23 protein-coding genes and 1 riboswitch are annotated in these 24,146 nt (G+C 69.0%); of the genes, 11 read left to right on the top strand and 12 right to left on the bottom strand.

Annotation, left to right across the window (positions count from 1 at the left end):
- Window positions 1-62: 62 nt before the first annotated feature.
- The 7 genes from ACYVOK_RS25105 (at window position 63) to ACYVOK_RS25075 (ending at window position 7,945) form a co-directional block, all read left to right on the top strand.
- Window positions 63-644 carry a DinB family protein gene (locus ACYVOK_RS25105; RefSeq protein WP_460664989.1) on the top strand — a complete coding sequence of 194 codons (582 nt, stop codon included), beginning with the start codon at window positions 63-65 and terminating at the stop codon, window positions 642-644.
- Between the two features lie 66 nt (window positions 645-710).
- A riboswitch (cobalamin riboswitch) is annotated at window positions 711-866 on the top strand.
- Window positions 867-999: 133 nt separating this feature from the next.
- A complete protein-coding gene (locus ACYVOK_RS25100) occupies window positions 1,000-3,831 on the top strand; it encodes a ribonucleoside-diphosphate reductase subunit alpha (RefSeq protein WP_460664988.1) in 2,832 nt (943 codons plus the stop codon).
- Window positions 3,828-4,883 (top strand): ribonucleotide-diphosphate reductase subunit beta, encoded by a 1,056-nt coding sequence (locus ACYVOK_RS25095; protein WP_460664987.1) that lies wholly within the window; start codon window positions 3,828-3,830, stop codon window positions 4,881-4,883. Before ACYVOK_RS25100 ends, ACYVOK_RS25095 begins: the two co-directional genes overlap by 4 nt.
- Window positions 4,884-4,928: 45 nt before the next feature.
- A complete protein-coding gene (locus ACYVOK_RS25090; RefSeq protein ID WP_460664986.1) occupies window positions 4,929-5,855 on the top strand; it encodes a serine hydrolase domain-containing protein in 927 nt (308 codons plus the stop codon).
- A gap of 132 nt (window positions 5,856-5,987) precedes the next feature.
- Entirely contained in the window at window positions 5,988-6,326 is a 339-nt protein-coding gene (locus ACYVOK_RS25085) for a YciI family protein (protein ID WP_460664985.1), read from the top strand.
- 11 nt (window positions 6,327-6,337) lie between these two features.
- A complete protein-coding gene (locus ACYVOK_RS25080) occupies window positions 6,338-7,561 on the top strand; it encodes an RNA polymerase sigma factor (RefSeq protein ID WP_460664984.1) in 1,224 nt (407 codons plus the stop codon).
- A 12-nt stretch (window positions 7,562-7,573) separates the two neighbouring features.
- Window positions 7,574-7,945 (top strand): glyoxalase superfamily protein, encoded by a 372-nt coding sequence (locus ACYVOK_RS25075; protein WP_460664983.1) that lies wholly within the window; start codon window positions 7,574-7,576, stop codon window positions 7,943-7,945.
- Between the two features lie 238 nt (window positions 7,946-8,183).
- Here ACYVOK_RS25075 and ACYVOK_RS25070 read toward each other — a convergent pair whose 3' ends face one another.
- Genes ACYVOK_RS25070 through ACYVOK_RS25050 form a run of 5 tightly spaced genes read right to left on the bottom strand, consistent with a single transcriptional unit; the run spans window position 8,184 to window position 13,407 of the window.
- On the bottom strand, window positions 8,184-8,987 hold the full coding sequence (locus ACYVOK_RS25070; RefSeq protein ID WP_460664982.1) for a GNAT family N-acetyltransferase: 804 nt from the start codon (window positions 8,985-8,987) through the stop codon (window positions 8,184-8,186).
- A gap of 27 nt (window positions 8,988-9,014) precedes the next feature.
- Window positions 9,015-10,184, bottom strand: a complete 1,170-nt coding sequence (locus tag ACYVOK_RS25065) for an ROK family transcriptional regulator (RefSeq protein ID WP_460664981.1) — start codon at window positions 10,182-10,184, stop codon at window positions 9,015-9,017.
- Complete coding sequence (locus ACYVOK_RS25060; RefSeq protein ID WP_460664980.1) at window positions 10,165-11,031, bottom strand: carbohydrate ABC transporter permease; 867 nt, start codon at window positions 11,029-11,031, stop codon at window positions 10,165-10,167. The genes ACYVOK_RS25065 and ACYVOK_RS25060 overlap by 20 nt, the downstream gene beginning before the upstream one ends.
- Window positions 11,028-12,008: a carbohydrate ABC transporter permease gene (locus ACYVOK_RS25055; protein ID WP_460664979.1), complete on the bottom strand. Its 981-nt coding sequence runs from the start codon at window positions 12,006-12,008 to the stop codon at window positions 11,028-11,030. The genes ACYVOK_RS25060 and ACYVOK_RS25055 overlap by 4 nt, the downstream gene beginning before the upstream one ends.
- Before the next feature lie 7 nt (window positions 12,009-12,015).
- Window positions 12,016-13,407 carry an ABC transporter substrate-binding protein gene (locus ACYVOK_RS25050; RefSeq protein WP_460664978.1) on the bottom strand — a complete coding sequence of 464 codons (1,392 nt, stop codon included), beginning with the start codon at window positions 13,405-13,407 and terminating at the stop codon, window positions 12,016-12,018.
- A 115-nt stretch (window positions 13,408-13,522) separates the two neighbouring features.
- Between ACYVOK_RS25050 and ACYVOK_RS25045 the strand changes: the two genes are divergently transcribed.
- Genes ACYVOK_RS25045 through ACYVOK_RS25035 form a run of 3 tightly spaced genes read left to right on the top strand, consistent with a single transcriptional unit; the run spans window position 13,523 to window position 16,604 of the window.
- Complete coding sequence (locus ACYVOK_RS25045) at window positions 13,523-14,551, top strand: zinc-binding dehydrogenase (protein WP_460664977.1); 1,029 nt, start codon at window positions 13,523-13,525, stop codon at window positions 14,549-14,551.
- Window positions 14,548-15,342: a sugar phosphate isomerase/epimerase family protein gene (locus ACYVOK_RS25040; RefSeq protein WP_460664976.1), complete on the top strand. Its 795-nt coding sequence runs from the start codon at window positions 14,548-14,550 to the stop codon at window positions 15,340-15,342. The genes ACYVOK_RS25045 and ACYVOK_RS25040 overlap by 4 nt, the downstream gene beginning before the upstream one ends.
- Window positions 15,339-16,604 (top strand): MGH1-like glycoside hydrolase domain-containing protein, encoded by a 1,266-nt coding sequence (locus ACYVOK_RS25035; RefSeq protein WP_460664975.1) that lies wholly within the window; start codon window positions 15,339-15,341, stop codon window positions 16,602-16,604. The genes ACYVOK_RS25040 and ACYVOK_RS25035 overlap by 4 nt, the downstream gene beginning before the upstream one ends.
- On the opposite strand, the gene ACYVOK_RS25030 is transcribed toward ACYVOK_RS25035, so the two are convergent.
- The 6 genes from ACYVOK_RS25030 to ACYVOK_RS25005 all read right to left on the bottom strand — a co-directional run bounded on the left by ACYVOK_RS25030 (window position 16,595) and on the right by ACYVOK_RS25005 (window position 21,731).
- A complete protein-coding gene (locus ACYVOK_RS25030) occupies window positions 16,595-16,831 on the bottom strand; it encodes a hypothetical protein (RefSeq protein ID WP_460664974.1) in 237 nt (78 codons plus the stop codon). The two genes, ACYVOK_RS25035 and ACYVOK_RS25030, sit on opposite strands and share 10 nt — an antisense overlap.
- Window positions 16,828-18,417 carry a citramalate synthase gene (gene cimA / locus ACYVOK_RS25025; protein ID WP_460664973.1) on the bottom strand — a complete coding sequence of 530 codons (1,590 nt, stop codon included), beginning with the start codon at window positions 18,415-18,417 and terminating at the stop codon, window positions 16,828-16,830. The genes ACYVOK_RS25030 and cimA overlap by 4 nt, the downstream gene beginning before the upstream one ends.
- 227 nt (window positions 18,418-18,644) lie before the next feature.
- Window positions 18,645-19,046: a hypothetical protein gene (locus ACYVOK_RS25020; protein ID WP_460664972.1), complete on the bottom strand. Its 402-nt coding sequence runs from the start codon at window positions 19,044-19,046 to the stop codon at window positions 18,645-18,647.
- 212 nt (window positions 19,047-19,258) lie between these two features.
- A complete protein-coding gene (locus ACYVOK_RS25015) occupies window positions 19,259-20,350 on the bottom strand; it encodes a branched-chain amino acid aminotransferase (RefSeq protein ID WP_460664971.1) in 1,092 nt (363 codons plus the stop codon).
- A gap of 119 nt (window positions 20,351-20,469) precedes the next feature.
- A complete protein-coding gene (locus ACYVOK_RS25010) occupies window positions 20,470-21,519 on the bottom strand; it encodes a 3-isopropylmalate dehydrogenase (protein ID WP_460664970.1) in 1,050 nt (349 codons plus the stop codon).
- Entirely contained in the window at window positions 21,516-21,731 is a 216-nt protein-coding gene (locus ACYVOK_RS25005; RefSeq protein WP_460664969.1) for a hypothetical protein, read from the bottom strand. Before ACYVOK_RS25005 ends, ACYVOK_RS25010 begins: the two co-directional genes overlap by 4 nt.
- Before the next feature lie 114 nt (window positions 21,732-21,845).
- Here ACYVOK_RS25005 and ACYVOK_RS25000 point away from each other — a divergent pair, with 114 nt between their 5' ends.
- A complete protein-coding gene (locus ACYVOK_RS25000) occupies window positions 21,846-22,412 on the top strand; it encodes an O-methyltransferase (protein WP_460664968.1) in 567 nt (188 codons plus the stop codon).
- Between the two features lie 113 nt (window positions 22,413-22,525).
- Here the strand turns inward: ACYVOK_RS25000 and serA are convergent, their stop codons facing one another.
- Complete coding sequence (gene serA, locus ACYVOK_RS24995) at window positions 22,526-24,124, bottom strand: phosphoglycerate dehydrogenase (protein ID WP_460664967.1); 1,599 nt, start codon at window positions 24,122-24,124, stop codon at window positions 22,526-22,528.
- Window positions 24,125-24,146: the final 22 nt, after the last annotated feature.

Below are 24,146 nucleotides of genomic sequence, written 5' to 3'. Positions count from 1 at the left end.
AACAATTCGAACACATGTTCGATCCTGCCGCAAAATCCGACCCAGGAGCGTGAGGAAGTGTGATGCCGGAGCCGTTCGACTGGGACATCCTGCACCGCCCGTCGGCGATGGCGATGGTGCGCGGCCAGCTCGGCTTCAGCTGGATGGTGCTGTCGGGCCGGCTCGCCGAGCTGACCGACGAGCAGTACTTCTGGCAGCCGAGCGGCGAGGCGCTGACCGTCGTCCGCCGCCATTACGCCGGCCGGTTCCGGTCCCTCGGCTCCGGCGAATGGGTGGCCCAGTGGCCGGCCGAGCCCGACCACCGCGGGCCGCGCACGATCGCCTGGCTGATCGCGCATCTGACCGAGCAGTTCTTCGAGCGCTGGGAGTGGACGTTCGGCGAGCGGCGGCAAGGCCGGGCGGACATCACCTTGCACGGCAACGCCCGGGACGCGGTGGCCTGGCTGACGCACTGGGTGGACGCGTGGCAGGACTCGATCGCGGCACTCGACGAGGACGAGGTGATGACGGTCGGCCTCAGCCAGGCGTCCGAGCTCGACGCGGCCGAGCCGTTCGGCCACGTCGTACTGCGGCTCAACCGTGAGCTCATCCATCACGGCTCGGAGATCATGACGCTCCAGAATCTCTACGCGGCCGCAGCGTGAGCCCCCGGACCACAAGATGCGCGACACGCGGCGTGGCGCTACCACAAGATCTAGCTCCAGCCACCTAGCATCACTACTGCTGGTGGTTCGGAGCGACCGGCACCACAAGATGTGGGCCGCTCCGAGGCAAGAGGGGAATCCGGTGCGAGTCCGGAGCTGCCCCGCAACGGTGAGCGGAGACCGTCCGCGAGTCCGGATACCTGCCACCGGCGCGTGCACCGCCGGTGCGCGCGGTCCGAGACCTCGAGGGTGGGTCGCAGGGCGTGACGGCAGTAGACCCGGCCGGTGCTGCCTGTCCCGTCGTGCGCCCCATTCACGAGTCACGGACCTTCGAACTCACGTGGAAAGAGCATCTGTGACCGTCACTTCCTCATCACGACCGGCGGCCAACGGGCCGACGCGGTCGATCGAGCTGACCGTCGTACGCCGCGACGGCAGCACAACGGCGTTCGACCAGGGCAAGATCGCCGTCGCCATGACCAAGGCGTTCCTCGCCGTCGAGGGTGCCGACGCCACCGCGACACATCGGGTCCGGGACCTGGTGGCCGACCTGACCGGCCGGGTCGTCGACGCCCTGACCAGTCGCGGCCCCCGCCATCTTCAGGCCCGGCGCAGCGTCCACGTCGAGGACATCCAGGACCAGGTCGAGCTGGCGCTGATGCGCGCCGGTGAGCACCAGGTCGCCCGGGCCTACGTCCTCTACCGGGAGGAGCGCAGCAGGGCCCGCACGCCTGCGGACCCGGCCGGCGTCGCCGAGAAACCCACGATCACCGTCCGCGCCGCCGACGGCAGCACCGCGCCGCTGGACGTCGACCGGCTGCGCCTGATTGTTGCGGAAGCGGCCGACGGGCTCGACGCGGTCGATCCCGACCTCGTCCTGGACGAGACCCTCGGCTCCTGTTACGACGGCATCGCGCAGCACGAGGTGGAGCTCGCGCTGGTGATGGCCGCCCGGGCCTACGTCGAGACCGAGCCGCAGTACAGCTTCGCGGCGGCGCGTCTGCTGCTCGACCAGATCCGGCGCGAGACGCTCGGTCGGGTCCAGGGTGAGCCGCGCCAGGCCAGCCAGGCCGACATGGCCACGGAGTACGCGGCGTACTTCCCGGAGTACGTCCGGACCGGGATCGACGCGGGGCAGCTCGACCCGGAGCTGGCTGACTTCGACCTGGCTCGGCTCGCCGCCGCGATCCGGCCGGAGCGGGATCTCGACTTCACGTTCCTGGGTCTGCAGACGCTCTACGACCGGTATCTGCTGCACATCGACAAGGTCCGGTACGAGCTGCCGCAGGCGTTCTTCCTCCGGGTTGCGATGGGGATGGCGCTGCGGGAGGACGACCGGGAAGCGCGGGCGATCCAGTTCTACGAGCTGCTGAGCTCGTTCCGGTTCATGTCGTCGACGCCGACGCTGTTCAACTCCGGCACCACCCGGCCGCAGCTGTCGTCGTGTTTCCTGACCACCGTCCAGGACGACCTGGCGGGCATCTTCACCAAGATTCGCAACAACGCGCTGCTGGCGAAGTACTCCGGCGGCCTCGGCAACGACTGGACCCCGGTCCGCGGGATCGGCGCGAAGATCCGCGGCACCAACGGCGAGTCGCAGGGCGTCGTCCCCTTCCTCAAGATCGCCAACGACACCGCTGTAGCGGTCAACCAAGGTGGCAAGCGGAAGGGTGCGGTCTGTGCGTACCTGGAGACCTGGCACATCGACATCGAGGAGTTCCTCGATCTGCGCAAGAACACCGGCGACGAGCGTCGCCGGACCCACGACATGAACACCGCCAACTGGGTGCCCGACCTTTTCATGCAGCGGGTCGAGGCCGACGGCCAGTGGACGCTCTTCTCCCCCGACGAGGTCCCGGACCTCCATGACCTGTACGGCGCCGCGTTCGCCGAGGCCTACCGTCGTTGCGAGGAAGCCGCGGACCGTGGTGAGATCAGGGTGTTCCGCCGGGTCCGGGCGGTGGAGTTGTGGCGGCGGATGCTGACCGTGTTGTTCGAGACCGGACATCCCTGGATCACCTTCAAGGACGCCTGCAACCTGCGGTCGCCGCAGCAGCACGACGGCGTGGTCCACTCGTCGAACCTGTGCACCGAGATCACCCTCAACACCACCGTCGACGAGACGGCCGTGTGCAACCTGGGTTCGGTGAACCTGGTCGCGCACCTGACCGACGGCGGCCTCGACGCCGAACTGCTGCGCGACACCGTGAAGACGGCAGTGCGGATGCTCGACAACGTCATCGACGTGAACCTCTACACCACGCCCGAGTCCGAGCGCGCGAACCAGCGGCACCGCCCGGTCGGCCTCGGCCTGATGGGATTCGCCGACGCGCTGTTCGCGCTACGGATCCCGTACTCCTCCGACGCGGCCGTCGCCTTCGCGGACCGTTCGATGGAGCAGATCAGCTACCACGCGATCGAGGCGTCCAGCGACCTCGCGGCCGAACGCGGCCGCTACTCGACGTACGACGGTTCACTGTGGAGCCAGGGCGTTCTGCCGATCGACTCGATCGCTCTGCTCGAGACCGCGCGAGACGGCGACGTGATCGTCGACAAGACTACGATCCTCGACTGGGACGCCTTGCGCGCCAAGGTGCTCCGGGACGGTATGCGCAACTCGAACGTGATGGCGATCGCGCCGACCGCGACGATTTCCAACATCTGCGGGGTGAGTCAGTCGATCGAGCCGGCGTACAGCAACCTGTTCGTGAAGTCGAACATGTCCGGCGAGTTCACCGTGGCGAACCCGTACCTGGTCGCCGACTTGAAGGCGCGCGGCCTGTGGGACCAGGTGATGGTGTCGGATCTGAAGTACCACGACGGCGTCCTGGCCGGTATCGAGCGGATCCCGGCCGACCTGCGCGAGTTGTACGCCACCGCGTTCGAGATCGACCCGCACTGGTTGGTGCAGGCGGCGTCGCGGCGGCAGAAGTGGATCGACCAGGCACAGTCGCTGAACCTCTACATGGCGCAGCCGTCGGGACGGGCGCTGGACGAGCTCTACCGGTCGGCATGGCGCCATGGCCTCAAGACGACTTATTACCTCCGTTCCCAGTCAGCGACCCACGTGGAGAAGTCGACGCTGCAGGGCACCGACGGCCGGCTGAACGCCGTACCGGTTGCTCTGCCCGAGCTGAGTGGGGCCGCGTGCTCCATCGACGACCCGGATTGCGAGGCGTGCCAGTGACCCCCACCGGACTGGGCGAGATCGCCGTGGGCGCCTCCCGGGTGGAGGTGGCGGACAAGGCGATGATCAATGCGCGGGCGGACGTCAACCAGTTGCTCCCGTTGAAGTACCGCTGGGCGTGGGAGAAGTACCTTGCCGCCTGCAACAACCACTGGATGCCGACCGAGGTGTCCATGCAGGCCGATATCGCCTTGTGGAAGTCTCGTGACGGCCTCACCGAGGACGAGCGGTTGATGCTGAAGCGCAATCTGGGCTTCTTCGCCACCGCGGAGTCGCTGGTCGCGAACAACATCGTGCTGGCCGTGTACCGGCAACTGACCAACCCCGAATGCCGGCAGTACCTGTTGCGTCAGGCGTTCGAGGAGGCCGTGCACACGCACACCTTCCAGTACATCTGTACGTCGCTCGGCCTGGACGAAGGCGAGTTGTTCAACATGTACCGGGAGGTGCCGTCGATCTCGGACAAGGACGCCTGGGCGCTGAAGTACACCCGGCACCTGGAGGATCCGGACTTCCGCACCGGGACGCCGGAGGCCGACACCGCGTTCCTGCGGGACCTGATCGCGTTCTACGTGGTGTTCGAGGGGATGTGGTTCTACACCGGGTTCGCGCAGATCCTGTCGCTCGGCCGGCGCAACAAGATGGTCGGGATCGCCGAGCAGTACCAGTACATCCTGCGGGACGAGTCGATCCATCTGAACTTCGGCATCGACTGCATCAACCAGATCAAGCAGGAGAATCCGCACCTGTGGACGGCCGGGTTCCAGGCCGAGGTGCGGCAGATGCTGACCGAGGCGTGTGAGCTCGAGGTCGCCTACGGGCGGGCCACGATGCCGAATGGCATGCTCGGGCTGACCGCGGAACTGTGCGAGCAGTACATGCACTTCATCACCGACCGCCGCGCCGAACAGATCGGCCTCGCCCCGATCTTCGGCGAGACCCGCAACCCGTTCGGCTGGATGTCGGAGGTGATGGACCTGAAGAAGGAGAAGAACTTCTTCGAAACCCGCGTCATCGAGTACCAGTCGTCCAGCGGACTCAGCTGGGACTGACCTTCTAGATTGACTCCATGACGAGACGATCGGTGCGGTCCCGGCGTGGGTGAGCGTCAGCCGATCCTGGCCGCGGCGCGAAAGGTGGTCGCCACGGCGACCACCGACCCGCGCTATGCCCACACGAGCCATCTGCAGATCGTCGTCCGCGGCTCGCTCGTCGTCGACGAGCACCTGCGCGGGCCGCTGGTCGCGGACGTGTTCTCCGTAACCAAGAGCGTGCTCGCGACGGTGCTCGGCGTCGTGGCCGGGCGTGGCCTCCTACCGGATGTCGACAGTCCGGTCGGTGCCATCTTGCCCGCGCTGCGCGGGAAACCGCACACCTGGCGTCATCTCCTGACCATGACCCGTGGTGCCCGGATCGAGGACGTCGACGAACTGACGGCCCTGCCGGGTGGACAGGTCGCGCGGATCGCGGGCGCACCGCAGGAACACGAGCCTGGCAGCCGCTTCGGGTACGACGACGGGGCGGCACACCTGTTGTCGGCCGCGGCCTGCGAGTTGCTGGGCGAGTCTGTCGCGGACGTCACCCGGCGCGAACTGTTCGAACCGCTCGGAATCACTCAGGCGGAGTGGCGGTGCGACCCGGACGGGATCCCGTTCGGGTACGCGCATCTGAGCATCAGCGCCGACGGCCTCGCCAGGATCGGCCGACTGTGGCTGTCCGACGGGACCTGGCACGGCCGCCAACTGCTGGCCCCGGCGTACTTCGCCGAGTTCCGGCGGCCGCAGTCGGCCGGCGGTCCGCCCGAGGGCCTGCCGTACGGCTTCCTCACCTGGATCGGCGGCGAGTCACTGCTGGCCGGCGGCTGGGCCGGTCAGCATCTCCTCGTGGTCCCGTCGGCCGGAGCGGTGATCGTCACGACCGGGTTCCCGAACTTCCGATTCGGCCCGCCACCGGCAGATGACCTGCCACCCGACTGGCGACCGGCCCTCGACCTGATCCGTGCGCACGTCCTGCCGGTGTTGTGACACCCAACCGACCTTGGCCGGCAATGTGACGACGGTCACACTGGAGGAATGTCGAGGGACGTCGCGCCCGCTCGTCTACTCGCCGTGGCACACCGAGGGCCACCGAGGAACAGACGCTAGAAGGGACCGACCATGGAGTACGCAATCCTGATCTACCGAGACGAGTCGCGCGACGCCGAGTTCGACTGGCCGCAGCTCGACGCCGACTACGCCGCCTACTTCAAGCAGGCAGCCGAAGCCGGGGTGCTGCGCGGCGGGCCGCGGCTGCAGCGGGCGGCGCTGACCACCACGGTGGCCGTGCGCGACGGCCGGCGACTGGTGACCGACGGCCCGTTCATCGAGTCGCGTGAGCAACTCGGCGGCGTGTTCGTGATCGACTGTGACGACCTCGACCAGGCCATCGACTGGGCGGCCCGCTGCCCGGGAGCCACCCACGGAACTGTCGAGGTCCGACCGGTGGAGCCGAACTGAACGCCGACGACGTGCTGAGCACGGTCTTCCGGAGCGAACACGGCCGCGTGCTGGCCCGGTTGATCAGCCTCCTCGGCGACATCGATCTGGCCGAGGAGGCGCTCGGCGACGCCTATGCGATCGCCGCCTCGTCCTGGCCACGCGACGGGGTGCCGGAGTACCCCGCCGCCTGGCTGGTGACGACCGCCCGTCGCCGGGCCATCGACCGGATCCGGCGCGCCCGCACGCAAGCCGCGAAACTGTCCGAACTGGCGGCCACGATGAAGACTCCTCCACCTGAGACCGTGGATCCGGGGCCGATCCCCGACGACCGGCTGCAGTTGTTCTTCACCTGCTGCCATCCGGCGCTGACCCCCGGCAGCCAGGTCGCGCTCACCCTTCGGTGCCTGGCCGGACTCTCGACCGCCGAAGTCGCGCGGCTGTTCCTCACCAGCGAGACCACCATCGCCCAGCGCGTCGCACGAGCCAAGGCCAAGATCCGCGACGCGCGGATCCCGTACCGGGTGCCCCGCCGTGACGAACTGCCGGACCGCCTGCCGGCCGTCCTCTCGGTCCTCTATCTGTTGTTCACGGAGGGCTACATCGCCACGTCCGGTTCGGCGCTGATCCGGGACGAGCTGTGTGACGAGGCGATACGCCTGACTCGGGCGCTGCACGCGCTGATGCCGGACGAACCAGAGGTCACCGGACTGCTGGCGCTGATGCTGCTCACCGACGCGCGCCGCGCTGCTCGCCGGGCGCCTGACGGAAGCCTTGTCCTGCTCCCCGACCAGGACCGGTCCCACTATGACCACCAGCTGATGACCGAGGGGCGCCAGCTGCTGTCCCACGCCATGCACCTGGGAGCGTCCGGTCCGTACGCGATCCAGGCCGCGATCGCCGCCGTACACGCGAACGCGCCCACCGCCGCGGACACCGACTGGGCGCAGATCGCCGACCTCTACCGTGTCCTGCTCGCGACGGCGCCGTCGCCGATGGTCGCGCTCAACCACGCCATCGCGGTCGGTGAAGCCGACGGCCCACTCGCCGGTCTGGCGCTGCTCGACAGCGTCGCCGCCGACGGGACGCTTGCCTCCTCGCATCTGTTACCGGCCGCGCGCGCCGAGCTGCTGCGCCGGCTCGGGCGTGACACCGAGGCGGTGCAGGCCTACACCGAGGCGATCGCTCGGGCCACCAACTCGGCCGAACGTGAGCACCTCATCCATCGCCGCAACGACTTGACCCGTCCTTCCTGAAGTGAGCGAATCATGGCTCTGCAATCACTGTTCATCGTCTCCGTCCCGGTCAGCGATCAGGACAGGTCGAAGGCCTTCTACACCGAGAAGCTCGGCTTCGACGTGCGCGCCGACAACATGTTCGGCGAACTGCGCTGGGTCCAGCTGCAGCCGCCCGGCGGTGGCACGTCGATCACTCTGGTGACGTGGTTCCCCACGATGCCACCCGGCTCGCTGAAGGGCCTGGTGATCGAGTGCGACGACGTCGACGCCACAGCCGCCGAGCTAACCGGCCGCGGACTAACGCTGAACGAGGACATCCAAGACGCCCCCTGGGGCAGGTTCACCTCCCTGGACGATCCAGACGGCAACGGCTGGGTCATCCAACAGACCCACCCGACCTGAACCACCCGCCCCCGGCCAACCACCCTCCCACCCCACCCCATCGCTCCCAGCACAACCACCAACCCCGCAGCCAAACACCCTCCACACATCACCGTCCCAGGTGAGCCACCCACCCCGCGGTCAGCCCGCGCCTCGCACAGCACCCGTCCCAGGTGAGCCACCTACCCCGCGGTTAAGCCGCGCTCCGCACGGCACCCGTCTCAGGTGAACCACCCGCGTGGCGGCCGAGGCGCTTCGGTCATCGCCTCGGGGGGTGGACGTCCTTGAAGTCGCCCAGGGAGACGTGATAGGTCTCGATCTTTCGGAGGCCGAGCTTTTCTGCCACTGCGGTCGAGGGGCGGTTGCTCGTCCAGGCGTCCCAGTACGGCGTGATGTTCCGCTCGGCGCAGTGCTCGGTGAACGCACTCGCGGTCAGGGTTGCGAAGCCGCGCCCGCGGTGGCTCCCGATCGTCTCGATGCCGATGCCGCACTTCCCGTCGCTGACGAACTCGGCGACGCACCAGCTGACGATCTGTTCGGTGTCATGGGCAACGAAACCGAATCCGGTACGCAGGAAGTCCGCGATCGATGCCCAGGTGGACTCGATCTCGGCGATGACGTCCGTCGCGTTCGCAAGTCCGCCGAGACCACTGCCCAGGTCATCGATGGCGCTGAGGTGGAATCCGGGCGGCAGCCGCCGGCTCCAATCGTGAGCGACCGGACCGTGTCCGCGGTAGAGGACGCGTTCACGCCGCTGCAACGGCAATCCCGCGAACACCGTCCCGGCAGCGTCGGGAGTCGCGTAGATCTTGAGCACACCGTCTCCGAGCGGCGCGATCTCCCGGTCGAACAGCGCGCGCCATTCCTGCGCGTCCTCCACCGAGCCGGCGAAGTACACGCTGTGATGTCGATCCCAGACGAGCGCTGACCCGGCCCCGGAGTCGTCGGCCCACACGCGTGCCGGGCTGTTCCCCGCAATCACGGCGTCGATGACCAGCGCGAGATGCTCCGCCTCGAACAGCCGACGTACGCGATGGACTTCCCGATTCGGCAGGAGCTCCACGGCGAGGCCTTTGATCGGGTGGACCGGCTACAACAGCCGGGCGTCGACTGCGGCGGGTGAGTAGACCTCGTCGACGACCAGGCGAGCCATGCCTTGGAGGGCGGCCTGGTCGGCGAGTTGGGCGGGCACGACCTTGAGATGCCGGGTCGCCCGCGGGAGCGTCAGTTGGTACAGGACCTCGTTGACGCCGGTGATGAAGTCGGTGTCGGCCAGGTCGCCCGCGATCATCAGAACGCCGGGGTTGATCACGCTGACCACCGTCGCGAGCACCTCACCGACGCGCCGGCCCGCCTCGCGGGCGAGGCGCAGGGCATCCGGCTGACCGGCCCGCAGCAGCTCACGGACGTCAGCGCCGGAGCGGGCGTTGACGCCGAGCTCGGTCAGCGCCGCCGCCACTGCTCCACCACTCGCGACCGCGGCGAGACAACCAACGGAGCCACACTGGCATTTGGCGTCGCCCGCGTCCCGGACCCGGATGTGCCCGATGTCCCCCGCTCCCCCGTCGATGCCCCGGAACACCCGGTTGCCGATCACCACGCCGGCACCGATCCCCGTCGACACCTTCACCAGCACGAAGGCCGGGCAGTCCGGGTACCCGGCGGACTGCTCCCCGAGCGCCATCGCGTTGGCGTCGTTGTCCACCAGCACCGGTACGTCGAAGATCCGGCGCAGGTGCTGGCGGATCGGGTACTCGTCCCAGCCCGGCATGATCGGCGGCCGGACCACCACGCCCGCCTCGAACTCGGCCGGCCCCGGCACCGAGAGTCCGATGCCGGCCACCTCGTCGAGCGATCGGCCGGCGGCGTCGAGCAGGGACGTGAACCACGACGCCAGTGTGTCGATCACCGGCACCGGACCTTCCGCGATCACGAGTTCGCCGGAGGTCTCCTGCAGCACCCGCCCGCCGAGATCCATCACCGCGGCCCGGGCGTGCCGCGTGTCGAGGTCGGCCGCGAGCACCACGGCGTGACTCTCGTCGAACTGCAGTACGACGGGTGGCCGGCCGCCGGTCGAGGTGGTGGACCCGGCCTCCCGCAACCAGCCACGGCGCACGAGGCTGTCCAGACGCAGCCCGACCGTGGACCGGGACAGACCGGTCAACTCCTGGAGCTCGCCCCGGGTCCGGGCACGGCCGGTCCGGACGAACTCCAGGAGGTGACCTGAGGACGTCGTGACGTCAGCTCTTATCTGCCCCACTCGTCAAACCCTCCGTCAGCATCCGCTCCGCCGCATAGAACATGAGTACCACCGGCAGCGTCAGCACAACCGAGCCGGCCATCAGCACGGTCTTCGGCACCTCCACTCCGTTCGCGAGTTGCTGCAGGCCCAGCGACACCGTCCAGCGCGTCGGCTCGGCGGCCAGGAACAGCAGTGCGAAGAGGAACTCGTTCCACGCGATCATGAAAACGTACAGCCCGGTGGCCATCACCGACGGCGCGGCGAGTGGCAGCACCACCCGCCGTACGATCGCCAGCCGCGAGCAGCCGTCCAGCGCGGCGGCCTCCTCCACGCTCACCGGCACGGTGGCGAAGTAGCTGCGCAGCATGTAGATCGCGACCGGCACGGTCTGCGCGATGTAGACGATGACGAGACCGACCAGGCTGCCCTGCAGCCCGGCCTTCGCGAACATCACGAACAGCGGTACGGCGAGCAGCGTCGCCGGGAACAGGTAGACGCCGAGGAACAGCGCACTCACCTTGCGTCGCCCGGTGAACCTCAGCCGGCTGACGGCGTACGCGCCGGGGATCGCCACCAGCAGGGTGAGGATCACGGCACCGATCGAGACCAGGGCCGAGTTCCGCAGCATGGTGAGGAATCCCTGGCCGCCGTCCTCGACCGACGTCAGGACCTGCCGGTACGAGTCGGCGGTGAACTCGCTCACCGACACCCAGATCCGGCCCGGGTCCAGCAGCAGGTTGTCGATCGGCTTCACCGACAGCAGGACCATGTAGTAGAAGGGGAACAGCGTCGCCACCACCAGCGCGGCGATCACCACCCAGCGCATCACGCCGAAGAACTTCTCCTGGAACGCAGCCTTCGTCACGACTCATCCTCCTGGGTACGCCGGCCCCAGAACCGGAAGTACAGGCCGAGCAACACGATCAGCACGGCGGCCAGTACGACGGCCTGCGCGGAGGCCAGCCCGACGTCGAACCGTGCGGTCAGGAACCGGTAGACGCGGACGGCGACCACATCGGTCCCGGCGCCGCCGCCGGTGAGCAGATAGACGTCGTCGAACTTGTTGAACGTCATGATGAACCGCAGCACCGACAGCAACGCGATCACCGGCATCAGCTGCGGCAGCAGGATGAACCGGAACCGCTGCCACAGCGTCGTCCCGTCGACGACCGCCGCCTCTTCCAGCACCGGTGGAACCGCCTGCAGCCGGGCGAGCAGGAACAGGAACGCGAACGGGAAGTACCGCCAAATCTCGAACGCGATCACGGTAAACAGCGCCATCGGCACCGGCACCCCGAGCACGTCGTACGACCGCTGGGTGAGGAACGCGATCGGCCGGTCCCACCCGAAGACGTTGACACCCCAGTGGTTCACGACGCCGAGGTCGGGGCTGAGCAGTACCTGCCAGACGAACGCGACGGCGACGACCGGAGCGACGTACGGCAGGAGCATGGCGCCGCGGATCAGTGCGCGGCCGCGGAACGGCCGGCGGAGCGCGAGGGCGGCGAGCAGGCCGACCAGGATCGAGCCGAGCGTGGAACCGATCGTGTAGACCAGCGTCGTCCACAGCGAAGACCAGAACCCGGGTGAGCTGAAGACGCGCTCGAGGTTGCGGAGCGTCCAGTGGCCCCACAGACCCTGACTCTGGATGTCGACCAGCCGGACGTTCTGGAACGCCAGCACGACGGTCCAGATGATCGGCAGTACGACGACCACCAGCACGATCAGGAGGGTGGGCGAGACCAGCGCGAGGCCGGCCCGGTTCTCCTGGCGGCGGGCGGTGTTGCGGGTGGAGCGGTGCACCGGCTCGGCGGCCGGTGGTCGTTCGGTCACAGTGGTCATGTCCGCCTCACCCCAAGGTGTCCTCGATCGCGGTGACGTCGTCGGCCGCCTGTTTCGCGGCCTCGTCGGCGGTCACCTGGCCGCCGGCCAGCGCACTGATGGCCTTCGGCACCGGAAGTTCGCCGAGGGTGGCGCCGACCAGAGTGCCCTGCCCTTCGGTGATCCCCCAGCGCTGCATCTTGCCCAGGCCGTCCCGCAGTTCGGCGATCACCGGTGCGGGGTAGATGGCGGCCAGCGGCTTGCGCGCGTCGACGCCGATGTCCGCCCTGTCCCAGGCGCGGTCGAACTTGTCCGGGTCCGCCGTGGTCCCCCGCCGTACCGGGAACTTGCCCTCGGCCGCCATCCCGAACCACTGCTCGTAGCCCTGATCCAGCATGTACTCGACGAACTGGCGGGAGGCGTCGGCCTTCGCGGTCTTCGTGACCGTCCAGCCGGTCAGCTCGCCGAACTGCGCGGGCTCCTTGCCGTCCGGACCCTGAACAGCGGTGACGACGCCGGTGTTGCGCGCCAGCCAGCTCTTGTCGTTCTCGCACCGCTCGCAACTCGGCAGGGCATCGTCACGCAGCCCGGCGAGCTCGTCGAGCAGGAACGACGACCAGACCACCATCGCGGACTTGCCCGCGAAGTACGACGCACGCGTCGAGTCCACGGTCTGGGTGCCGGCAGCGGAGTACTTCGTGGCCAGGTCGCCGTAGAACCTGAAGGTGTTCCGGCAGGCCGGGCTGTCGAGCGTGACGTTGCCCTCGGCATCGACCAGCTGGCAGCCGTTCGCCAGGGCGAGGTGCTCGAAGCTCTGCTGGGTGAACGGATCGGCCGGATCGGTGGCCAGTGCGATCCCTTCGAGCTGGCCCTTGTCGAGTGTGCGCGCCGCGGTCTCGATCGCCTGGTACGTCGTCGGCGCGGGCAGACCGGCGGCGGCGAACAGGTCCTTGCGGTAGAAGAGCAGCTGGGTCCAGCCGTCGGACGGCACGGCGAGTTGCTGGTCGCCGTTGCGGGTCAGCTCGAGCGCGCGCGGGTTGAAGGTGGACTCACCAAGAGCGTCCACCGCCTGACCCGCGACGTCGGGATTGAGCAGCCCGTTGCTCGACAACTGCTGGATCGCCGCGAGCGGGACCGCGCCGATCACGTCGGGCAGCTTGCCGGCCGCGGCGGCCGACATCACCAACTGGCTGAGTTGTGCCTCGTCGACACCGACGAGCTTCACCTCGATCCCGGTGTCGGCGGTGAACTTCTTCAGGATCTCGCGCGTGGTCTCGAGCCGGCCGGAGACGTTCTCCAGCGACCAGACGGTGATGCTGCGCTGGTCACCGCTCGCGGAATCGTTGCCACAGGACGTGAGCAACCCCGCGGTGAACAGCAGGGCGCACGCGATGGAGAGCACCCTGGTCAGACGTGCCATGCGTCCTCCTCGATGGACGGTCATCCCGCATAACACCAGGACTTATGCGTTTTGACAAGACCTAAGTTCGGATGATTTGTTGTTCCTGTCCCGCTCGTCAGCGTCGGAGGTGCCCATGGCCCGCGTCGTGCAGTTCTCCGCTCCCCGCGTCGCCGAGGTGGTCGATTTCGACCCACCTCCGCTGCTCCCCGGCCACGTCCGCGTACGTACGGCGTACTCCGGGATCTCGGCCGGCACCGAATTGACCGCGTACCGCGGGACGAATCCGTACCTGACCCGCACGTGGGATCCGGACGCCCGGCTGTTCCGCGACTCCGCCGCCGGGGTGGCCTTCCCGGTGGTCGGCTGGGGGTACTCCGAGTCCGGTGAGGTCATCGAGGTGGCCGACGACGTGAAGGATGTGGCGGTCGGCGACCAGGTCTGGGGCATCTGGGGTCATCGCAGTGAGGCCGTCGTACCGGCGGAGAAGCTGGCCGGTCATCAGTTGCCGGCCGGTGTCGATCTCGCCGCGGCCGCGTTCGCGCGGGTCGGGGCGATCGCCTTCAACGCGATCCTCGCCGCCCGGATCACGCTCGGCGATCTGGTCGTGATCTTCGGACAGGGTGTGATCGGGCTGCTCGCGACCCGGCTGGCGACGTTGAGCGGCGCGCGGGTGGTGACGGTTGACGCGGTGCCGGCCCGACGGGACGAGTCGTTGCGGTTCGGGGCCGTCGAGTCACTGGCGCCGGGGACGGTGGCCGAGCGTCTGCGCGAGGTGAGCCCGGCCGGGGCCGACACGGCGATCGAGTTGTCTGGGGTGTACGCCGCCCTGCACGAGGCGATCCGATCCGTCACCGTCGGCGGGCGCGTGGTTGCCTCCGGCTTCTATCAGGGAGCCGGCGAGGCGTTGCGGCTCGGTGAGGAGTTCCACCACAACCGGGTCGAGCTGGTGAGCTCGCAGATCGGCGGTGTGCCGCCGGAGCTGGCCGGGCGGTGGTCGGTCGACCGCCTGCAGACGACATTCCTCGGTCTGGTCGGCAGCGGCCAGGTCGACGTGGAGCCGCTGATCAGTCACCGCGTTCCGGTGGAGGACGCCGCGGACGCCTATACCCTGCTCGACACGCGTCCCGGTGACGCTCTTCAAGTACTGCTGGAGTTCCGATGAAGATCGCTTGCCAGGAGCAACTGCTGCCCGGTGACACCCTGCAGGAGAAGTGGGACTTCGCGGTCGCCGCCGGGTACGACGCGATCGAGCTTCGCGGGCGTGGCGACCTGGCTTTCCGCGACCGGTTGCCGGAGTTGCGGAAGGCGAAGGCCGACGGAGTCGTGATGCCGACGGTGTGTGTCGATATGTTGCACTTCTTCGGAGCGTTCGACCCGGAGCAACGGGCGGACGCTCTGGTGCAGCTGAAGTCCCAGCTGTCGGTGATGGCGGAGCTGGGTGGGCTCGGGGCGCAGACCCCGGCGTCGTACGGGATGTTCTCCCGGCGACTGCCACCGTTCGAGCCGCCGCGGGACGAGGCCGGCGATCGTCAGGTCCTGCTCGACGGGCTGCGTGAGCTCGGTGAGCATGCCGCGGCCGAAGGTGTCGAGCTGTTCCTCGAGCCGCTGAACCGGTACGAGGACCACATGGTCAACCGGCTGGAGCAGGCGGCCAAGCTGATCGAGGCGGTCGGGCTGGACTCGGTGCGGATCGGGATCGACAGCTACCACATGAACATCGAAGAGGCCGACCCGTCCGCGGCGATCGTTGCCGCCGCCCCCTACATCGGCCACGTGCAGCTGAGCGACTCGAACCGGTTGCAGCCGGGCGCCGGGCATCTCGACTGGGCGGCGTTCCTCGGTGCGCTCGACGCCATCGGTTACGACCGCTACCTCGCGGTCGAGTGCCGGCTGAGCGGGGACCCGGTCGAGGCGGTGCGCTCGATTCCGGCCGTGGTCAGGCGGTACGCGTGATCAGGCCGGCGGCAGCACGCGTCCTCCTCGGCAACTGGACCGGGCACTCGACCGTGCCGTCGCACTCGCTCTACCCGCATCAGTGGAGCTGGGACTCGGCGTTCATCGCGATCGGGTTGCGCCATCTCTCGCCGCGCCGCGCGCAGGTCGAGCTGGAGTCGTTGCTCGGCTCGCAGTGGGCGGACGGGCGGATCCCGCACATCAGCTTCTCCCCCAGTGTCCCGCGGGACGCGTACTTTCCCGGTCCGGACTTCTGGCAGGCGGTGACGCGCGGAGGGGTCGAGACGTCCGGGATCGTGCAGCCGCCGGTGCACGCGCTCGCGGTCTGGCTCACCCATCAGGCCGACGAAGACGAGTCGGTACGGCGCGGCTTCCTCGAGCGGATGTATCCGAAGCTCGTCGCCTGGCACGCGTACCTGCGGGAACGCCGGGATCTCGGCGGGCACGGCCTGGTCGCGATCGTGCATCCGTGGGAGTCCGGGATGGACAACAGTCCCGCGTGGGACGAGGCCCTCGCACGGGTGCGGCCCGCGCCGCTCGACTCGTTCACCCGGCGCGACACCGACCACGCCAGCGACGACGACCGGCCGACCGATCTCGACTACGGCCGCTACGTTCAGCTGGCCGCCACCTACCGGGACCATGGGTACGACGACGCACGGACGCCGTTCGCCTTCGCCCTGGAAGATCCGTGCTTCAACGCGCTGCTGATCAGCTCCGAGCACGCACTGGCGTCGATCGCCAAGGCCCTCGCCGTCGACCCCACGCCTCACCTCACCGCGGCTGCCGAGCTGACCACGTCGCTGGGCGACCTGTTTGCCGATGGCAACTTCCGGGCCCGCGATCTGCGCGCCGACGGCAGCGCGCTGGTCGGTGCGGACACCGTGTCGGGGCTGATTCCGTTGCTGGTGCCGGGGTTGCCGCAGGCGAACGAGTTGCTGGCGACGGCGCGCGGGCCGAGGTTCCGGCTGGGCGCGGTGCGGATGGTGCCGAGCTACGACCTGACCGGGCCGGAGTTCGAGCCGGGACGATACTGGCGTGGGCCGAGCTGGTTCAACACCGCTTGGCTGATTCACCGGGGGCTGGTCCAACTCGGCGAGCACGAACTGGCCGGGACCGTCCGCGCCGACGTACTGGACCTCGCCGCGGCGACGCGGTTCGCCGAGTACGTCGAGCCGTTCACCGGTGCGGCTCGCGGTGCCCGGGACTTCTCCTGGACCGCCGCGCTGGCGCTCGACCTCGAATCGGACGATCAGCGGTAGTCGACGTCCAGGACGCCGATGATCTTCCTCAGCCGGGCGGCGACCCGGCCGGCGTCGAACCCGTCGCCCTCGACGGTGACCCTCAGCGTGAGGTCGTCCAAGGACAGCGACAGCTCGCGAACGTCGTACGGGTTGAGCATGACCGCGATCCGCGCCAGCAGACCGTCGGTCTCCACCACGCGCGCGGTGAAGACCGTGACAGTTCGTTCGACCGCCAGGAGACTCATCGGGCGACCTCCTTGTGACGCAGCAGCCCGTAGGTGTAGCCGTCGACGAGGGCTTCCCAGGACGCCTCCACGATGTTGTGGCCGACTCCGACCGTCACCCAGGAGCCTTCGCCGTCCGCGGTCTCGATCAGGACTCTGATCACCGCGTCGGTGCCGTGGCCCTGGTCGAGGATGCGGACCTTGTAGTCGACCAACTCGAACTTGTTCACCACCGGGTACGCGCGCTCGATCGCGGTCCGGAGCGCGTGGTCGAGGGCGTTGACCGGACCGTTGCCCTCACCGGTGACGATCTCCCGCTCGCCGCCGGCGACCAGCTTCACCGTGGACTCCGACACCGCCTCGCCGTCGGCGCGCGACTCGGTGATCACCCGCCACGACTCGACGTCGAAGAAGCTGGCCCGCCGACCGGTGACCTCCTCGGTCAGCAGCAGCTCGAACGACGCGTCGGCGGCCTCGAACGTGTACCCGCGTGCCTCCATCTCCTTGACCCGGTCGGTCACCCGGCTGACGAGCTCCCGGTCGTTGCCGAGGTCGAAGCCGAGCTCGCGGCCCTTCAGCTCGACACTGGCCCGGCCGGCCATCTCGGAGACGAGCATCCGCATGTCGTTGCCGACCAGGGCCGGATCCGTGTGCTGGTAGAGGTCCGGGTCCACCTTGATCGCACTGGCGTGCAGCCCCGCCTTGTGGGCGAAGGCGGACACACCGACGTACGGCTGCCGGGTCGACGGCGGCACGTTCGTCACCTCGGCGATCGCGTGCGCGATCCGGAACGACTCGGCGAGGTTGCCCGGCGGCAGGAGCTCCATGCCGCGCTTCAGTTGGAGGTTGGCGACGATCGCCAGCAGGTCGGCGTTGCCGGTGCGTTCGCCGTACCCGTTGATCGTGCCCTGGACGTGCGTGACGCCGGCCTCGACGGCGGCGATCGAGTTCGCCACCGCGCAGCCGGCGTCGTTGTGACAGTGGATGCCGAGACGCGCACCGGTGGATTCGAGGACGTCGCGGACGATGTCCTGCAGTTCCCGCGGCAGCGTGCCGCCGTTGGTGTCGCACAAGGCGACGACGTCGGCGCCGGCCTCGGCGGCGACCCGGACCACCTCGAGCGCGTAGGCCCGGTTGGCACGGTAGCCGTCGAAGAAGTGCTCGGTGTCGAGGAAGACCCGCTGGCCGTTCTCACGGAGGTGCCGGACCGTGTCGGCGACCATCCGCAGGTTCTCGTCGAGCGTCGTACGCAAGGCCCGTTCGACGTGCGCGTCGTGGCTCTTGGCAACGAGGGTGACGACCGAGGCGCCGGACTCACGGAGCGCGGCGACCTGTGGGTCGTCGGCGGCCGCGGACTCAGGCTTGCGGGTCGCGCCGAACGCGGCGAACGTGGCGTTGCGCAGGTGCAGTTCGGTCCGGGCCCGCTCGAAGAACTCCGTGTCCTTCGGCACCGCGCCCGGCCAGCCGCCCTCGATGAAGCCGACTCCCAGGTCGTCCAGGTGCTGCGCAATGGCGATCTTGTCGGCCACGGACAGCGCCAGCCCCTCCTGCTGCGCGCCGTCGCGCAGAGTCGTGTCGTAGACGTGGAACTCGTCCGAGATGCTCATGGTCGGCCTTCCGGGGGGCTGGCGGTGTACTGCCGGGCAAACAAAAAACCTCCCGCAAGGTGCGAGAGGTCTGCGCGCTCAGGTACCACTGTGCTGAGCGCGCCTAGGGAATAATGACCCGGTAGTTCTTCATGACATTGGCAGTCTGCCACAACAGGTCCACCAGGTGGCGGCAGCGTCTCGAATCACGAACATTCAGTACTGCGGGGTCCCGCAGAGTCCAGGTTCTACGCCGTCAGCGACGAGCCCGGGTCGTCCCAGGCGGTGTAGAAGTCCTCGCGGGTGAGCGGGCGCAGGCCCCACTCGTCGCGGTCGAGAGCCTTGTCGGTGAGCATGCCCTCGTCGTCCTCGATCCGCTGCCACCAGTAGCGGGTCAGCGTGCCGTCCTCGGCCGCGCCGAGTTGCCGGACGACGACCCACTCCCGCTCGTGCCAGACCGCCTCGAACAGCCAGTCCGTGCCGTCGTCCTCGTTGGCGAGCGCGCCGTACGTCCGCGGAGCGGTGCCGCGGTCGAGGTCCCGGATCAGCTCCACGGTCGACCGCATCGCGGCCACCGTCTCGGGCGACCAGCCACGCCGCTCGGCGAGCTCCGCGTAGTAGGCCTCGACGTCGTCCGGGAAGCTGCTCATGGCCCCCGACCCTACCCAACCGCGGCTGCCGGCGGCGACCGTCAGTCCACCGCTGAGACCTGAGAAGATCCTGTGAAGTCGCCTGCCCGCAGGCTCGACCGGGCCGTCGGCTGTTGCCATCGGCATCTGGTGCCCTGTGTCGAATCGGCCGGAGCGCACGTGCAACGACCCGCTCCTGAGTGCAGGAGCGGGTCGTCAATGTGCCGGAGGGATCAGCAGACGCGGGTCATCCAGCCGTGCGGGTCGGCCGCGCGGCCGTACTGGACGTCGAGGAGGGCACTGCGGACGGCCGCGGTGATCGGGCCGCCGTTGCCGTCGGCAACCTGCACCTCGCCGCCCTTCCACTTCAGCGACGCCACCGGCGTGATCACCGCGGCGGTGCCGCAGGCGAAGACCTCGCGGATCCGGCCCGACGCGGCGCCGTCACGCCACTCGTCGATCGAGATCTTCCGCTCGGTGACGTGGTGCCCGAGGTCGGTGACGAGCTTCAGGATCGAGTCCCGGGTGACGCCCTCGAGGATGGTGCCGGACAGCTCCGGCGTGACCACCGAGTTGTCGTCGAGGACGAAGTACAGGTTCATCCCGCCGAGTTCCTCGACCCACTTCTTCTCCACCGCGTCGAGGAAGGCGACCTGGTCGCAGCCCTGCTCGATGGCCTCGGCCTGGGCGAGCAGCGACGAGGCGTAGTTGCCGCCCGTCTTCGCCGCGCCGGTGCCGCCGGGGGCCGCTCGGGTGTACTCCTCGCTCAGCCAGATCCGGACCGGCTTGACGCCGTTCGCGAAGTACGAGCCGGCCGGGGAGGCGATCACGCAGTACGTGACCTGCGCCGACGGCCGGACGCCGAGGAACGGGTCCGAGCCGAACATGAACGGCCGCAGGTACAGCGACGTCTCGCCGCCGCCGGGCACCCAGGCGCGGTCGATCTCGACCAGCTTCCGCAGCGAGTCCAGGAACGCCGCCTCGGGCAGCTCCGGCAGCGCGAGCCGGTGCGCGGACCGCGCGAACCGGGCCGCGTTGGCCTCGGGACGGAACAGGTGGATCGAGTCGTCGGGATGCCGGTAGGCCTTCATCCCCTCGAAGATGGTCTGGGCGTAGTGGAACACCGCGGTGGCCGGAGACAGCTCCAGCGGCCCGAAGGCGGTGATCCTCGCGTCGTGCCAGCCGAACTCCGGAGTCCAGGTGGCGATGGCCATGTGGTCGGAGAAGTTCTGCCCGAATCCCGGGTTCGCCAGGATCGCGGCGCGCTGGTCGTCGCTGGCCGGATGGGTGTTTGGCTCAACGGTGAACTGCAGATCGGCGCTCATGCCTGCACCTCGCTGGCGCTCGGTTCCGGCATGAGCGCGATGGCGGCAGTGTTATTGGGTCGCTCGCTCCGCTCGCTCATAGCCGCACCGTACCTCTCACCTCAGTGGTCATGCGAGCCTCAGCCTGCTGCCCGCTTGGCGATCGCGTCACCGATCTCGGCGGTGGTCCGGGCGGCGCCGGTGCGCTCCTCGATGTCGGCCGTGGCGGCCGCCTCGATCGCGCGCGCGGCCTCGGTCAGGCCGAGGTGGTCGCACAGCAGCGCGGCGGACAGGATCGCGGCGGTCGGGTCGGCCTTCTGCTGGCCGGCGATGTCCGGGGCGGAGCCGTGCACCGGCTCGAACATGCTCGGCGCGGTCCGGTCGGGGTTGATGTTGGCGCTCGCGGCCAGCCCGATACCGCCGCTGATCGCGGCGGCCAGGTCGGTGATGATGTCGCCGAACAGGTTGTCGGTGACGATCACGTCGAACCGGGCCGGGTCCGTGACCAGGAAGATGGTCGCCGCGTCGACGTGCAGGTAGTCCACGGTGATCTCCGGGAACTCCTCGGCCACCGCGTCCACGGTCCGCTTCCACAGGTGGCCGGCGTGCACCAGCACGTTGTTCTTGTGCACCAGCGTGAGCTTCTTGCGCGGCCGCGCCTGGGCCCGGGCGAACGCGTCGCGGACCACCCGCTCCACGCCGTACGCGGTGTTGACCGACACCTCGGTGGCGATCTCGGCCGGCGTACCGACGCGCAGGGCGCCGCCGTTGCCGACGTACGGGCCCTCGGTGCCCTCGCGGACGACGACGAAGTCGACCTCGCCCGGGTTCGCCAGCGGGGAGCCGACGGAGGGGTAGATCTTCGACGGCCGCAGGTTCACGTAGTGGTCGAGGGTGAACCGGAGCTTCAGCAGCAGGCCGCGCTCGAGCACACCGGATGGCACGGTCGGGTCACCGATCGCGCCGAGCAGGATCGCGTCGTGTGTGCGGATCTCCTCGAGTTCGGCGTCCGGCAGCGTCTCACCGGTGGCGTGCCAGCGCCGGGCGCCGAGGTCGTACTCGGTCCGCTCGAAGGTCACGCCGTGCTGCGCGGCGACCGCGTCGAGCACCTTCAGCGCCTCGGTGGTCACCTCGGGTCCGATCCCGTCCCCCGGGACCACGGCCAGCCTGAAGGTCTTCTGCTCGGTCACTTCTTCGGTTCTCCGTTGTAGACGCGGTTGATGGCTTCCTGCGCAGCCTTGACCTCGGCCGAGTCGGCGGTACGGCGGGCCGGACGGCGACGGCGAGCCGCCTTCCGTTCCCTGGCGTCGATCGCGGGCCAGTTGGCTGGATACATGTCGTACATGCTGCTCTCCGGATGGGTCTTGCCGACACTGCGAATGCCGACAGCTGCGGGCGGCACGACCCGACCGAATTTACTCTGACGTCCGACTATCTCACCACTATGCGGGCAGGTTGTCCCGGGATGTGAGATCTCGGTGCGATGACTGGACCGATGCTGTGCGACTCTCAGCCGGTGAGCGCTCCTCCAGAACTGCCGCCGCTGGTGTCGGCGGCCCTCAGCCTGTCCGGCAGGCGCGGATTCGTCAGCTCGACCCGGAACGAGACCGGCCGGCTGCTCGCCACCCTGGCGGCGTCCAAGACCGGCATCGTCGGTGAGCTCGGCACCGGCTGCGGTGTCGGCTCGGCCTGGTTGCGCAGCGGCGCGACCGAGCAGACGAAGATCGTCACCGCGGAGAGCGATCCGCAGCTGGCCAAGGCGGTGGCGGAGCTGTTCGCCGACGACGAGCGGATCGAGGTCGTCTCGGCCGACTGGACCGCGCTGATCGAGCGCGGCCCGTTCTCCCTGCTGTTCGTGGACGCGCGCGAGGCGAAGATCTCGGCCCGCGACATCATCGCCGACGTGGTCGAGCCCGGCGGCTTCGTCGTCCTGGACGACTTCACGCCGTCCGCGGTCTGGCCGCCGATGTACGAGGGCCGGGTCGACACGCTGCGGCAGGAGTGGCTGATGGACAAGCGGTTCACCACCGTCGAGGTGATGGTGGCCGCGGACGCCGCCGTACTGCTCGCCACCAGACGCTAGACATCAGACGCCGGACATGAGGCGGGCCCGAGCCATGGGGCTCGGGCCCTGGTCGGCCGCCATGCGCCTGCGGGCGGCTGACCTGCCTCCAGTAAAGCAGTCGTTCGGGTGAATCAGGCGTCGAGGTCCACGGTCCGGGCCGTGTCGGCCTGAACGGCGGTGGCGATGTCGTCCAGCACCGCCGGGGGGATCGCGGAGTCGACGGCCAGTGCGACCAGCGCCTTGCCGCCCTTGCGGTCCCGGCTGACCTGCATGCCGGCGATGTTCACGTCCGCGTCGCCGAGGATGCGGCCGATCTGGCCGACGATGCCCGGCCGGTCCTCGTAGGTGAGGAAGGCCAGGTGCGCCGACAGCTCGATCTCGACGTCGAACCCGTCGATCTCGACCAGCCGCTCCGACTGCCGTACGCCGACCAGCGTGCCGCTCACCGACACCTGGGCACCGTCGGCCAGGGTGCCGCGCAGGGTGATCAGGTTGCGGTGCTCCGGGCTGTCGTGGTCGGTGAGCAGACGGACCTCGAGACCGCGCTCGGCGGCCAGCAGCGGCGCGTTCACGTACGAGACGTTGTCCTCGACCACGTCGGCGAACACGCCCTTGAGCGCGGCCAGCTCGAGCACCTTGACGTCGTACTGCGTGATCTCGCCGCGGACCTCGACATCGAGCTGCTGCGCGACACCGCCGGCCAGCGCGGTGAAGATGCGGCCGAGGTTCTCGGTGAGCGCGATGCCCGGCCGGACGTCCTCGGCGATGACGCCGCCCTGGACGTTGACCGCGTCCGGAACCAGCTCACCCGACAGCGCGAGCCGGACCGACCTGGCGACCGCGATACCGGCCTTCTCCTGCGCCTCGTCGGTGGAGGCGCCCAGGTGCGGGGTGGCGACCACGTTCTCGAACTCGAACAGCGGCGAGTCGGTGCACGGCTCGGTCGCGAACACGTCCAGGCCGGCGCCGGCCACCCGGCCCTCCTTGAGCGCGCTGTAGAGCGCCTGCTCGTCGACGATGCCGCCGCGGGCCGCGTTGACGATGATGACCTCCGGCTTGACCTTGTGCAGCTCCTCGTCGCCGATCAGGCCGATCGTCTCCGGGGTCTTCGGCAGGTGCACCGAGATGAAGTCGCTGACCGACAGCAGCTCGTCCAGGGACGCGAGCCGGACCCCCATCTGCGCGGCCCGGCCGGCCTGCACGTACGGGTCGTAGGCGATCACGTTCATGCCGAAGGCGGCCAGCCGCTGCGCGACCAGGACACCGATCTTGCCCAGCCCGACGATGCCGACGGTCTTCTCGAACAGCTCGACCCCGGTGTACTTGCTGCGCTTCCACTCACCGTTCTTCAGCGACTGGTCGGCGGCCGGGACCCGGCGCGCGGTGGCCAGCAGCAGCGCGACCGCGAGCTCGGCGGCGCTGACGATGTTGGAGGTCGGCGCGTTGACCACCATCACACCGGCCTGGGTGGCGGCCTTCACGTCCACGTTGTCGAGGCCGACACCGGCCCGGGCGACCACCTTGAGCCGCTTGGCGGCGGCCAACGCCTCGGCGTCCACCTTGGTGGCGCTGCGGATCAGGATCGCGTCGACATCGGCGATGGCCGGGATCAGTTCGGCGCGGTCGGCGCCGTTGGTGTGCCGGATCTCGAAATCGGGGCCGAGCGCCTCGACGGTGGCCGGGCTGAGCTCTTCGGCGATCAGGACGACGGGCCGGGTTACGTCAGTCATGGGAGAAGTCTCCTGCAGAAGC

This window comes from Kribbella swartbergensis, from assembly GCF_054784135.1.
This window is presented reverse-complemented; position numbering and strand designations above follow the sequence as displayed.

Coding starts and splice junctions, on each gene's coding strand:
- ACYVOK_RS25105 (WP_460664989.1), top strand. CDS start 63: ATGCCGGAGCCGTTCGACTGGGACATCCTGCACCGCCCGTCGGCGATG.
- ACYVOK_RS25085 (WP_460664985.1), top strand. CDS start 5,988: ATGGAGTACGCAATCCTGATCTACCGAGACGAGTCGCGCGACGCCGAG.
- ACYVOK_RS25075 (WP_460664983.1), top strand. CDS start 7,574: ATGGCTCTGCAATCACTGTTCATCGTCTCCGTCCCGGTCAGCGATCAG.
- ACYVOK_RS25055 (WP_460664979.1), bottom strand. CDS start 12,008: ATGACCACTGTGACCGAACGACCACCGGCCGCCGAGCCGGTGCACCGC.
- ACYVOK_RS25050 (WP_460664978.1), bottom strand. CDS start 13,407: ATGGCACGTCTGACCAGGGTGCTCTCCATCGCGTGCGCCCTGCTGTTC.
- ACYVOK_RS25045 (WP_460664977.1), top strand. CDS start 13,523: ATGGCCCGCGTCGTGCAGTTCTCCGCTCCCCGCGTCGCCGAGGTGGTC.
- ACYVOK_RS25040 (WP_460664976.1), top strand. CDS start 14,548: ATGAAGATCGCTTGCCAGGAGCAACTGCTGCCCGGTGACACCCTGCAG.
- ACYVOK_RS25030 (WP_460664974.1), bottom strand. CDS start 16,831: ATGAGTCTCCTGGCGGTCGAACGAACTGTCACGGTCTTCACCGCGCGC.
- cimA (WP_460664973.1), bottom strand. CDS start 18,417: ATGAGCATCTCGGACGAGTTCCACGTCTACGACACGACTCTGCGCGAC.
- ACYVOK_RS25020 (WP_460664972.1), bottom strand. CDS start 19,046: ATGAGCAGCTTCCCGGACGACGTCGAGGCCTACTACGCGGAGCTCGCC.
- ACYVOK_RS25015 (WP_460664971.1), bottom strand. CDS start 20,350: ATGAGCGCCGATCTGCAGTTCACCGTTGAGCCAAACACCCATCCGGCC.
- serA (WP_460664967.1), bottom strand. CDS start 24,124: ATGACTGACGTAACCCGGCCCGTCGTCCTGATCGCCGAAGAGCTCAGC.